The 12,569-nt window shown below is 71.9% G+C and carries 5 protein-coding genes; 3 read left to right on the forward strand and 2 right to left on the reverse strand.

Translation table 11 applies throughout. The features are described from left to right. Positions 1-86: 86 nt before the first annotated feature. Positions 87-9,656, forward strand: coding sequence for a SpaA isopeptide-forming pilin-related protein (locus ACWEPF_RS13790; RefSeq protein WP_452172683.1), 9,570 nt, complete (start codon positions 87-89; stop codon positions 9,654-9,656). 104 nt (positions 9,657-9,760) lie between these two features. On the opposite strand, the gene ACWEPF_RS13795 is transcribed toward ACWEPF_RS13790, so the two are convergent. Next, positions 9,761-10,411: an HD domain-containing protein gene (locus ACWEPF_RS13795; RefSeq protein WP_380149742.1), complete on the reverse strand. Its 651-nt coding sequence runs from the start codon at positions 10,409-10,411 to the stop codon at positions 9,761-9,763. Between the two features lie 71 nt (positions 10,412-10,482). On the opposite strand from ACWEPF_RS13795, the gene ACWEPF_RS13800 reads away from it, so the two are divergent. Together ACWEPF_RS13800 and cpt are read left to right on the forward strand one after the other, a co-directional pair. Beyond that, on the forward strand, positions 10,483-11,472 hold the full coding sequence (locus ACWEPF_RS13800; RefSeq protein ID WP_452172684.1) for a GlxA family transcriptional regulator: 990 nt from the start codon (positions 10,483-10,485) through the stop codon (positions 11,470-11,472). Continuing rightward, positions 11,469-12,008, forward strand: coding sequence for a chloramphenicol phosphotransferase CPT (gene cpt, locus ACWEPF_RS13805; protein ID WP_449797805.1), 540 nt, complete (start codon positions 11,469-11,471; stop codon positions 12,006-12,008). The genes ACWEPF_RS13800 and cpt overlap by 4 nt, the downstream gene beginning before the upstream one ends. Positions 12,009-12,015: 7 nt before the next feature. Here cpt and ACWEPF_RS13810 read toward each other — a convergent pair whose 3' ends face one another. Beyond that, positions 12,016-12,372: a hypothetical protein gene (locus ACWEPF_RS13810; protein WP_380149739.1), complete on the reverse strand. Its 357-nt coding sequence runs from the start codon at positions 12,370-12,372 to the stop codon at positions 12,016-12,018. Between the last annotated feature and the right edge of the window lie 197 nt (positions 12,373-12,569).

Raw genomic sequence — 12,569 nt, forward strand, 5'->3', positions numbered from 1 at the left:
GACGGCGTTTCAGAAAGTAGGGGTCTCATTTCTTAGGACATTCTCCGGAGAACAGCACCGTCCGGAGAAAGGCCCAGGTACCGCCTGTGTCCGCCCTGTACCGCCCGCCGAAGAGGGCAGCAGCCCTCACCGTCCTCGCCCTCTGCGCCGGCTACCTCGGCGGCTGGGTGCCCGGTGCCGAGGCCGCCGCCGGGGACGGCTCGGTCACCGTCCGGGTGGTCCGCGAGGTGAACGGGAACGGCGCGTACGACAGCGTCCTGGAGCCCGGCATGTCCGGCGTGACGGTCAACCTGACCGACGACGCCGGCACCACCATCAGCGGCACCACCGACGCCAGCGGGCTGGTCACCCTGAACGCGGGCGCGCCCGCGAGCACGCTGACCGGCGGCAGGTACCGGGTCCAGGTCATCAACCCCAAGCCGGGCGTCCTGTACTCGGCCTTCGCCGACCGGACGGGCCTGACCGGGGCGCCGACCAAGCTCAGCAGCACCGAGGAGTTCGTCGACCTCTCGGGCGGCAGGAACGTCTCGTACACCACCGCGTTCTGGAACCCGGGCGACTACTGCCAGACCAACGCGCCGCTGGTCACCGCCTGCATCCGCAGCGAGAACCCGGCCGAGGCGGCCACCACCCGGACCCTGGTGCAGTTCCCGTACAACTCGCGCGGGGTCGACAGGGACACCACCAACCTGGCCACCAAGAGCCAGACCGGCGCGCTCTACGGCATCGGGTACAGCAAGCAGAAGAAGTGGATCTTCAGCGGCGCCCACGCGCACCGCAGCTCCGCCTACGGCCCCTCCGGCCAGGGCGCGATCTACCTGACCGACCGGGCCACCAACACCACCACCCTCTTCACCACCGTTCCGGACGCCGGGACCACGGCGCACAAGTTCACCAGCAACACCGACATCGCCTTCACCCCGATCGTGGCCAAGGAGTCGCTCGGCGACGTCGAGGTCTCCGAGGACGGCAGGGACCTCTACGTCGTCAACCTGGCGGACCGTCAGCTCTACCGCTACGACGCGACCCAGAAGACCGCGACCACCGCCAAGGCCGTCTACCCGATCCCGCAGCCGGGCGCCCCGTGCCCGGCCGCCGGCGACTGGCGGCCGTACGGACTCGGCATCCAGGACGGCGTGGTCTACGTCGGCGGCGTCTGCTCCGGCGAGTCGACGCAGTCGAAGGCCGACCTGCGGGCCGTGGTGCGCACCTTCGACCCGGTGGTCGGCACCTTCGGTGCCGTGGTGATGGACCAGCGGCTGGACTTCCCCCGCCCGATCTCCTTCGAGTCCGCGACGAACTGCAAGGGTGCCTCCTGGTACCCGTGGAACGACCAGATCCCCACCACCCAGGAGGGCAAGAACTGCCCCGCCGGGTACTACGCCAACCCCGAGCCGATCCTGGCCGACATCATCGTGGACACCGACGGCTCACTGATCCTCGGCTTCCGCGACCGGCTGACCGACCAGGTCGGCCAGGGACAGATCATCGCCGTCGGCAGCGGCCTCTACCAGCCCGCCTCGGGCGGTTCGCTCAGCCGGGCCTGCCTGTCCGGCACCGCCTTCGTGATGGCCGAGAACGGCGGCTGCGGCAAGACCGGCCGCGGCGAGAACTACTACTACAACCGCACCTACTGGGAGCACGGCAACGGCTTCTTCGCCGGCAACGCGCTCTCCAAGGTCGAGTCCACCATCGCCAGCTCCGCCGTCGACCCGATCGGCGAGATCTTCACCGGCGGCACCGCCTTCGCCGACCGCGACGGCTCCGACAGCCCGCGCGACGCCACCCACGGCAACCGGCTCACCACCTCCTTCGGCAAGGGCGGCTCGATGGCCGACCTCGAGGTGATGTGCGACGAGGCGCCGCTGCAGATCGGCAACCGGGTCTGGTACGACGTCGACAGGGACGGCATCCAGGACCCGGGCGAGAACCCGGTGGTCGGCGCCACCGTCCGGCTCTACGACTCCACCGGCGCGATCGTCGGCACCATGAAGACCACCGCGCGCGGCGAGTACTACTTCGACAACTCCAACGTCGCCGTCGGCCTCAAGCCGAACACCCAGTACACGATCAAGGTCGACCTGCCCGCCGACTACGCCTCCGGCGGCCCGCTCTTCCAGTGGGTGCCGACCCGGGCCGACGCGGGCACCAACGACTTCATCGACAGCGACGGCCGGGTCCCGGCGGGCGGCACGTACCCCGAGTACACCGTCACCACCGGCGGCCCGGGCCAGAACAACCACACCTACGACTTCGGCTTCAACCAGCCGGAGGGCGCCGTCACGGTCACCAAGACCGACCCGGCGGGCAAGGTGCTCCCCGGCGCGGTCTTCCAGCTCTGGAAGGAGTCCAACGGCACCACCGGACTGCAGAGCACCGGCGCGAGCCAGGACACCAAGGTCGGCACCCCCTGCACCACGGCCGCCAACGGCCAGTGCACCGCCACCGTCGGACTCGGCACCTACTACTGGCAGGAGACCCAGGCACCGCCCGGCTACCTGATGCCGGCCCAGCCCGTCTTCGGCCCGCTCGTCCTCACCCTGACCAACTACCAGCAGGGCGTCACCGTCACGGCGGTGGACCAGCCGATGACCGGCGTGCTCACCGTGACCAAGACCGACCCGGCGGGCAAGGTGCTCCCGGGTGCCGTCTTCCAGCTCTGGAAGGACACCAACGGGACCGAAGGCCTGCAGGCCACCGGCGCCACCCCGGACACCAAGGTCGGCACCCCCTGCACCACCCCCGCCTCCGGGCAGTGCACCGCCACGGTCGAACTGGGCACCTACTACTGGCAGGAGACCCAGGCCCCCGACGGCTACTCGCTCCCGACGCCCAGCGTCTTCGGCCCGGCGGTCCTCACCTCCGCCAACTACCAGGCGGGGGTCGCCACGGTCGCCGTGGACCAGCCGCTCACCGGCGCCGTGACGGTCACCAAGACCGACCCGGCCGGGCAGGTGCTGGCGGGCGCCCAGTTCCAGCTCTGGCGCGAGACCAACTCCGTCGCAGGACTCCAGACCGACGCCGACACCAAGGTCGGCACCGTCTGCACCACCCCCGCCAACGGCCAGTGCACCGCCACCGTCCCGCTCGGCACGTACTACTGGCAGGAGACCAAGGCCCCCGACGGCTTCCTGATGCCGGCTCAGCCCGTCTTCGGCCCGCTCGTCCTGACCACGGCCAACTACCAGGCCGGGGTCACCGTCACCGCCGTCGACCAGCCGATGACCGGCCGGGTGACGGTCACCAAGACCGACCCCGGCGGCAAGGTACTGGCGGGGGCGCAGTTCCAGCTCTGGCGCGAGACCAACTCCGTCGCCGGGCTCCAGACCGACACCGACACCCGCGTGGGCACCGTCTGCACCACCCCCGCCAACGGCCAGTGCACCGCCACGGTCGGCCTGGGCACCTACTACTGGCAGGAGACCAAGGCACCGGACGGCTACCTGCTGCCCGCCCAACCGGTCTTCGGCCCGCTGGTACTGACCTCCACCAACTACACCGCCGGAGTCACCGCGACAGCCGTCGACGAGCCCGTGAAGGGCAGCGTCACGGTGACCAAGACCGACCCCAAGGGCCAGGTGCTGGCGGGGGCGCAGTTCCAGCTCTGGCGCGAGACCAACTCCGTCGCCGGACTCCAGACCGACGCCGACACCAAGGTCGGCACCGTCTGCACCACGGCCGCCAACGGCCAGTGCACCGCCACGGTCGAGCTCGGGACGTACTACTGGCAGGAGACCAAGGCGCCGGAGGGCTTCCTGCTCCCCTCGCCCGCCGTCTTCGGCCCGCTGGTGCTCGACCTGACCACCTATCAGGCGGGTGTCGCGGTCACCGCCGTCGACCAGCCGATGACCGGCGCCGTCACCGTCACCAAGACCAACCCGCGTGGTCAGGTGCTGGCCGGGGCGCAGTTCCAGCTCTGGCGCGAGACCAACTCCGTCGCCGGACTCCAGACCGACGCCGACACCAAGGTCGGCACCGTCTGCACCACCCCCGCCAACGGCCAGTGCACCGCCACGGTCGAGCTCGGCACCTACTACTGGCAGGAGACCAAGGCCCCCGACGGGTACCTCCTCCCGGCCCAACCCGTCTTCGGCCCGCTGGAGTTGACCTCCGCCAACTACACCGCCGGAGTCACCGCGACCGCCGTCGACCAGCCGATGACCGGTGTGGTCACGGTGGTGAAGACCGACCCCAAGGGCAACCTGCTGGCGGGCGCCGAGTTCCAGCTCTGGCAGGACACCAACGGCACCACCGGCCTCCAGACCGACACCGACACGCGCGTGGGCACCGTCTGCACCACCCCTGCCAACGGCCAGTGCACCACCACCGTGGAGCTCGGGACGTACTACTGGCAGGAGACCAAGGCCCCCGACGGCTACCTGATCCCCGCTCAGCCCGTCTTCGGCCCGCTGGTCCTCACCTCCGCCAACTACCAGGCGGGCGTCACGGCGACCGCCGTCAACGAGCCGGTGAAGGGCAACGTCACCGTCACCAAGACCGACCCCACCGGCAAGACCCTCGCCGGAGCCGAGTTCCAGCTCTGGCACGAGACCAACGGCACCACCGGCCTCCAGGCGGACGACACCAAGGTCGGCACCCCGTGCACCACCCCGGCCTCCGGGCAGTGCAGCACCTCGGTCGAGCTGGGCACCTACTACTGGCAGGAGACCAAGGCACCGGAGGGCTTCCTCCTCCCCGCGCCCGCCGTCTTCGGTCCCCTGGTGCTCGACCTGACCACCTATCAGGCGGGCGTCACCACCACCGCCGTCGACCAGCCGATGACCGGCGCCGTCACCGTCACCAAGACCGACCCCATGGGCAACCTCCTGGCCGGCGCGGTGTTCCAGCTCTGGCAGGACACCAACGGCACCACCGGCCTCCAGACCGACACCGACACCAAGATCGGCACCCCCTGCACCACCCCCGCCAACGGCCAGTGCAGCACCACCGTCGGCCTCGGCACCTACTACTGGGAAGAGACCCAGGCACCACCCGGTTTCGTCCTCCCCTCGCCCGCCGTCTTCGGCCCCCTCACCCTCACCACCACCAACTACACAACCGGGGTCAGCACCACGGCCGTCGACCAACCCGTCAAGGGCAACGTCACCGTCACCAAGACCGACCCCACCGGCAAGACCCTCGCCGGAGCCGAGTTCCAGCTCTGGCAGGACACCAACGGCACCACCGGCCTCCAGACCGACACCGACACGCGCGTGGGCACCGTCTGCGCCACTCCGGCATCCGGTCAGTGCACGGCCTCGGTCGAGCTGGGCACCTACTACTGGCAGGAGACCAAGGCCCCCGACGGCTACCTGCTGCCCGCGCAACCCGTCGCCGGCCCCCTGGTGCTCGACCTGACCACCTATCAGGCAGGCGCCACCGTCACCGCGGTCAACCAGCCGATGACCGGCGCCGTCACCGTCACCAAGACCGACCCCAAGGGCAACGCCCTGGCCGGCGCGGTGTTCCAGCTCTGGCAGGACACCAACGGCACCACCGGCCTCCAGGCCGACGACACCAAGATCGGCACCCCCTGCACCACCCCCGCCAACGGCCAGTGCACCACCACCGTCGGCCTCGGCACCTACTACTGGGAAGAGACCCAAGCCCCTCCCGGCTTCCTCCTCCCCTCACCCGCCGTCTTCGGCCCCCTCACCCTCACCACCACCAACTACCAGCAGGGCGTCAGCACCACCGTCGTCGACCAACCCGTCAAGGGCAACGTCACCGTGGTGAAGACCGACACCAGGGGCAATCTGCTGGAGGGTGCGACCTTCCAGCTCTGGCAGGAGACCAGCGGGGTGGCCGGTCTCCAGACCGACGCGGACACGCGCATCGGTACGCCGTGCATCACCACCGCCATCGGCGAGTGCACCGCAAGCGTCGAACTCGGCACCTATTACTGGCAGGAGACCAAGGCCCCCGACGGCTTCCTCCTCCCGGCCCAGCCGGTGGCCGGTCCCCTGGTGCTCGACCTCGCCACCTACACCGCCGGGGTCCGCGTGACCGCCGTCAACGAGCCCGCCCGCGGCACGGTGACCGTCACCAAGACCGACCCCAAGGGCAACGTCCTCGCCGGAGCCGTCTTCCAGCTCTGGCACGAGACCAACGCCACCCCCGGCCTCCAGACCGACGGCGCCACGCCGGACACCACCGTCGGCACCCCGTGCACGACCCCGGCCTCCGGCCAGTGCTCGGACTCCGTGGAGATCGGCACCTACTACTGGCAGGAGACCCAGGCGCCGCCCGGCTTCCTCCTTCCCTCGCCCGCCGTCTTCGGCCCGCTGACCCTGACGGTGGCCACCTACTCGGCCGGCGCGAGCGTCACCGCCGTCGACCAGCCGGTGAAGGGCAACGTCACCGTCACCAAGACCGACCCCACCGGCAAGACCCTCGCCGGAGCCGAGTTCCAGCTCTGGCACGAGACCAACGGGACCGACGGGCTCCAGCAGGACGGGGCCACCCCGGACACCAAGCTCGGCGCCCCGTGCACCACCCCGGCCTCCGGGCAGTGCAGCACCTCGGTCGAGCTGGGCACCTACTACTGGCAGGAGACCAAGGCACCGGAGGGCTTCCTCCTCCCCGCGCCCGCCGTCTTCGGTCCCCTGGTGCTCGACCTGACCACCTATCAGGCGGGCGTCACCACCACCGCCGTCGACCAGCCGATGACCGGCGCCGTCACCGTCACCAAGACCGACCCCAAGGGCAACCTCCTGGCCGGCGCGGTGTTCCAGCTCTGGCAGGACACCAACGGCACCACCGGCCTCCAGACCGACAACGACACCAAGATAGGCACACCCTGCACCACCCCCGCCAACAGCCAGTGCAGCACCACCGTCGGCCTCGGCACCTACTACTGGGAAGAGACCCAGGCACCACCCGGTTTCGTCCTCCCCTCGCCCGCCGTCTTCGGCCCCCTCACCCTCACCACCACCAACTACACAACCGGGGTCAGCACCACGGCCGTCGACCAACCCGTCAAGGGCAACGTCACCGTCACCAAGACCGACCCCACCGGCAAGACCCTCGCCGGAGCCGTCTTCCAGCTCTGGCAGGACACCAACGGCACCACCGGCCTCCAAGCGGACGACACCAAGGTCGGCACCCCCTGCACCACCCCCGCCAACGGCCAGTGCACCGCGAGCGTCGAACTCGGCACCTACTACTGGGAAGAGACCAAGGCACCGGAGGGCTTCCTCCTCCCCACCCCCGCCGTCTTCGGCCCCCTCACCCTCACCCTGTCCACCTACCAGGCGGGCGTCTCCACCACCGCCGTCGACCAGCCGATGACCGGCAGCGTCACCGTCACCAAGACCGACCCCAAGGGCAGCACCCTCGCCGGAGCCGAGTTCCAGCTCTGGCAGGACACCAACGGCACCACCGGCCTCCAGACCGACACCGACACCAAGGTCGGCACCCCCTGCACCACCGGCCCTCCCGGTCAGTGCACCACCACCGTCGGCCTCGGCACCTACTACTGGCAGGAGACCAAGGCCCCGCCCGGCTTCGTCCTCCCGTCGCCCGCCGTCTTCGGGCCCCTCACCCTCACCCCCGCCAACTACCAGCAGGGCGTGAGCACCACCGCCGTCGACCAGCCCGTCCGCGGCCGGGTCACGGTCCTCAAGACCGACCCCGCCGGCCGGATCCTCCAGGGTGCGGAGTTCCGCCTGTGGCGGGAGACCAACGGCAGCGCCGGGCTCCAGCCGGACGGCGGCACGCCGGACCTGACGGTCGGTGAGCTCTGCAGGGCGGCGGCCGACGGCCTGTGCGCCCAGCAGGTCGAGATCGGCACGTACTACTGGGAGGAGACCAAGGCGCCGGACGGCTACATCCTGCCGGTCCAACGGACCACCCGCGCACTGGAGATCACCGCCGCCAACGCGGAGGCCGGCGCCACCATCACCGTGGTCAACCAGCCGATGACCGGTCAGGTCACCGTCCTCAAGACCAACCCGGGCGGTGACGCCCTCGCCGGGGCCGAGTTCCAGCTCTGGCAGGACACCAACGGCACCACCGGCCTCCAGACCGACACCGACACCAAGATCGGCACCCCCTGCACCACCCCCGCCGACGGCCGGTGCACCAGCACCGTCGGCCTCGGCACCTACTACTGGCAGGAGACCAAGGCCCCCGAGGGCTACGAGCTCCCCGCTCCGGCCGTCTTCGGCCCGCTCGCCCTCACCCCCGCCACCTACACGGCCGGCGCCACCGTCACCGCCGTCGACCAGCCGATGACCGGTCAGGTGAAGGTCACCAAGACCGACCCGAGCAGCACCCCGCTCGCCGGGGCCGAGTTCCAGCTCTGGCAGGACACCAACGGCACCACCGGCCTCCAGACCGACACCGACACCAAGGTCGGCACCCCCTGCACCACGCCGCTCTCCGGCGAGTGCTCCGCCACCGTCGGCCTCGGCACCTACTACTGGCAGGAGACCAAGGCCCCGCCCGGCTACCAACTCCCGGACCCCGCCGTCTTCGGACCGCTCACCCTCACCCCCGCCAACCACCGGCAGGGCGTGAGCACGACCGCCGTCGACCAGCCCCTCCCCGGTTCGGTCAGCGTGCTGAAGACCGACCCGGACGGAAAGGTCCTGGCCGGCGCGGTCTTCCAGCTCTGGCGCGAGACCAACGGCACCCCCGGCCTCCAGCCCGACGGCGCCACGCCGGACACCACCGTCGGTGCCCCGTGCACCACCCCGGACACCGGACGGTGCTTCGCCACCGCCGTCATCGGCACCTACTACTGGCAGGAGACCCAGGCACCCGACGGGTACGAGCTCCCGGCCCAGCCCGTGTTCGGCCCGCTCATCCTGACGATCGCCACCTTCGACCAGGGCGTCACCGTCACCGCCGTCGACCGCCCGCTCAAGGGCTGGGTCGCCGTCCTGAAGACGACCCCCGACGGCCACGCCCTCCCCGGCGCGGTCTTCCAGCTCTGGCAGGACACCAACGGCACCACCGGCCTCCAGACCGACACCGACACCAAGATCGGCACCCCCTGCACCACCCCCGCCGACGGCCGGTGCAGCACCGAGGTCCTCCTCGGCCGCTACTACTGGCAGGAGATCCAGGCGCCGACCGGCTACCTGCTCCCCTCCCCCGCCGTCTTCGGACCGCTGACCGTCACCGAGGACAACCACCGCGAGGGCGTCTCCGTCACCGTCGTCAACGAGCCCCGCCCCGGCTTCGTCCACGTCCTCAAGCGGGACACCGCCACCCACGCGGCGCTCGCCGGAGCCGTCTTCCAGCTCTGGCGGGAGACCAACTCGACGGCCGGGCTCCAGACCGACACCGACACCCGCGTCGGCGGCCCCTGCGCCACCGACGCCGACGGCGCCTGCCACTTCGGCCCGCTCCTCCCGGGCACCTACTACGCCCAGGAGACCGCGGCGCCCGCCGGCTACCGCCTCCCCGCCACCCCCGTCACCGAACTGACCCTCAGCACCACCGGTGCCGAGGCCTCGACCACCGTCACCGTCGACAACGACCGCGTCCCGCCGCCCCCGGACGAGCCCAAGAAGCCGAAGGAGCCCAAGAAGCCCCTCCCCAGGACCGGCGGCACCTCCACCACCCTCCTCACCCTCCTCGCGACCGCCCTCACCACCGCGGGCCTGGTCCTCCTCCTGACCCTCCGTCACCGGCGCCGCAAGGCCTGACCCGTACCACCGCGAGCAGAGCGGGCGCGGCAGCACCGACCGGTGCCGCCGCGCCCGCTCCGCTGCGCCCACCCACCCGTGGGCGCCGCCCGGCCTACCTACCGTCAGGAGCCCCAGCGCGAGGCCCGCGCCGCGCGTTCGACGGCGGTGACGCCGCCCGGCTCGCCGCGCTCGCGGAGGAACTCGCCGGGAAGGGTGTAGCGGGCCCCGGCCTCCGGCGACCGGGCGGCCTGCCGGACGATGTCGTCCACCAGCGCGGTGGCCATGTCCAGTCGCGGGTACCGGCCGTGCAGGGCCTCGCCCTGGGCGTCGGTGACGAACTCGCTGCCGACGCCGAAGTCCAGGCCGACGCCCCGCCGGGTCAGGTACGCCAGTGCGCCCCGGCGTTCGGCGATGCCGCCCGAGCTGTGCAGGGCGATCGCCTCCCAGACCAGGTCGGTCCGGTCGGCCCCGTAGCCGTGCTCGGTGAGGAAGCGGGCGGCCATGTCGGCGCCTTCGACCTCGAAGCGCGCCAGCCCCGGCGCCGAGGGCGAGGCGCCGAGGTCGTGCAGGACGCAGGCGTGGAAGAGGAGTTCGGCGTCGAAGTCGGCACCGGCCTTCAGCCCCTCGTGTTCGGCCGCCAGCGCGGCGAACAGGTAGCTGCGGATGCTGTGGTTCGCGACGGGCGCGCTCTCGCACGACCGGACGAGTTCGAGGGCGGCACGGGTGACGGGGGTATCCGGAAGCATCGGCAGGATGCGGTCTTCGGTGTCCATGAGGCGACCCTAGGAGCGCGGTGAGCCCCTCCGTCAGTGGCACGCGTGCCATGCAGCGATAGCATCGTGCCATGACCGGTCAGAGCTCGGGCGGGACGCACCACGTGGTCGTGCTCGCCCTCGAGAACGTCCTCGCCCTGGACCTCGGGATCCCCTGGCAGACCTTCGGGAGCTGGCCGGACGGGCCCTACACCCTCTCGGTCTGCTCGGAGAGGCCCGGCCCCGTCCAGGTGCACGGCGGCCCCGCCCTGCACGTCGCCCACGGTCTGGACCGCCTGGCGTCCGCCGACACCGTGATCGTCCCGGGCTTCCACGAGTCGACCGTGCCCGGTGCCGCGGTGACCGACGCGCTCGCGGAGGCGGCGGCCCGCGGCGCCCGCATCGCGTCCATCTGCACCGGTGCGTTCGCCCTCGCCGCCGCCGGCCTGCTCGACGGCCGCCGGGCCACCACCCACTGGCTGTACGCGCGCGAGCTGGCCAGGCGGTACCCGCGGGTGACGGTCGTGCCCGAGGAGCTGTACGTCGACGAGGGCCAGGTCCTCACCTCGGGCGGCGTCTCCGCCGGCCTGGACCTGTGCCTCCACCTCATCCGCCGCGACCACGGCCCGCACCTGGCGAACCGTCAGGCCCGCATGCTGGTGGCGGCCCCGCACCGCACCGGCGGCCAGGCCCAGTTCATCGACCTGCCGGTGCGGCCCCGGTCCTCGTCCGTCCCCGACCTGTACGACTGGGCGCTGCGCAACCTCCACCGACCGCTCACCGTCGACCAGTTGGCGCACCGGGCCGGTCTGTCCCGGCGGACCCTGATCCGCCGCTTCCACGCCGACACCGGCCAGCCGCCCATGCGCTGGCTGCTCGACGCCCGGCTCGCCCGCGCCCGCGAACTCCTCACCTCCGGCGACCTCACCGTCGAGGCCGTCGCCCGCCGCTGCGGCCTGGGCACCCCGGCCAACTTCCGGGCCCTGTTCAAGGCGCACGTCGGGGTCCCGCCGCGCACGTACCGCGAAACCTTCCGCGAGGAGTCCGGACCGGCCCGGGCGGCGCCTACGGTGGGGGCATGACGATTCGGGTGATCATCCTCAACGGCGGCTCCAGCTCCGGGAAGTCGAGCATCGTGCGGGAGCTGCAGGCGGCCCTGCCCGAGCCCTGGCTCGCGTTCGGGATCGACGGGTTCGTCGAGGCGCTGCCCGCGCGGCTGCGGGAGGGGGAGGAGGGGATCGCCTTCGCCGAGGACGGCGGGGTGGAGGTCGGGGCCGGGTTCCGGGTGCTGGAGGCGGCCTGGATGGCGGGGGTGGTGGCGACGGCCCGGGCCGGGGCGCGGGTCGTGGTGGACGATGTGTTCCTGGGCGGGGCCGAGTCCCAACTCCGTTGGCAGCAGGCCCTGGAGGGGATGGACGCGCTCTGGGTCGGGGTCCGCTGCGAGCCCGAGGAGGCCGCCCGGCGGGAGCGCCTGCGCGGCGACCGGGTCACCGGGATGGCGGCCTCCCAGGCGGGGCCGGTGCACGTGGGCGTGCGCTACGACCTGGAGGTCGACACGACCCGCACCCCCGCACCGGCCTGCGCCCGGGCCATCGCCACCCGCCTGCGGGGCGACTGACCGGGCGTCAGTCCGGCCAGGGGTCGGTGGGGAAGCGAGCGGTGAGGGGGCCGCCCGGGCGGGAGCGGTGGATCCAGACGGGCCGGTGGCCGAGTTGGGCGACGGCGGGGGTGACGTAGAGCTGGCCGCGCGGTTCGCCGGGGTCACCGGTGTCGTAGGCGGCGGCGAGCACCAGTCGGAGCGCGTCGCAGGCACCGGCGTCGGGGTCGGCCGCGGTGGAGAGCGGATCGAGGTGGGCGGCCAGCGCGGCGAGCGCGTCCCGGAGGGCGGGGGTGACCCAGGTGACGGGGGCACCGTCCAGACCGGGGTGTCCGACGGCGTCGGGCCAGGTGCGGGCCCCTGCGGGGGCGGTGGTGGTATCCATGCCGGGACCGTACGGCGGGGCACCGACAGACCTCGGGGGACGGCTGTCGGTGCGTCAGGAGAGGATCCTCCCAGGAGAGTTGAGGGACGCCTTCAGGCGTACGGTGTGAACCGGTGCTCCGCGAGGTACTCGGCGAGTCGTCGTCGGAGCTGCTCGCCCCGTGAGCAGTGAACCGCGAGCCGAGGACAGCGGGCGGG

The organism is Kitasatospora sp. NPDC004289 (genome assembly GCF_053602875.1).

Bases quoted from the DNA above. Each gene is read 5' to 3' on its own strand.
- ACWEPF_RS13795 (WP_380149742.1), bottom strand. From the start codon at position 10,411: ATGGACACCGAAGACCGCATCCTGCCGATGCTTCCGGATACCCCCGTC.
- ACWEPF_RS13800 (WP_452172684.1), top strand. From the start codon at position 10,483: ATGACCGGTCAGAGCTCGGGCGGGACGCACCACGTGGTCGTGCTCGCC.
- cpt (WP_449797805.1), top strand. From the start codon at position 11,469: ATGACGATTCGGGTGATCATCCTCAACGGCGGCTCCAGCTCCGGGAAG.
- ACWEPF_RS13810 (WP_380149739.1), bottom strand. From the start codon at position 12,372: ATGGATACCACCACCGCCCCCGCAGGGGCCCGCACCTGGCCCGACGCC.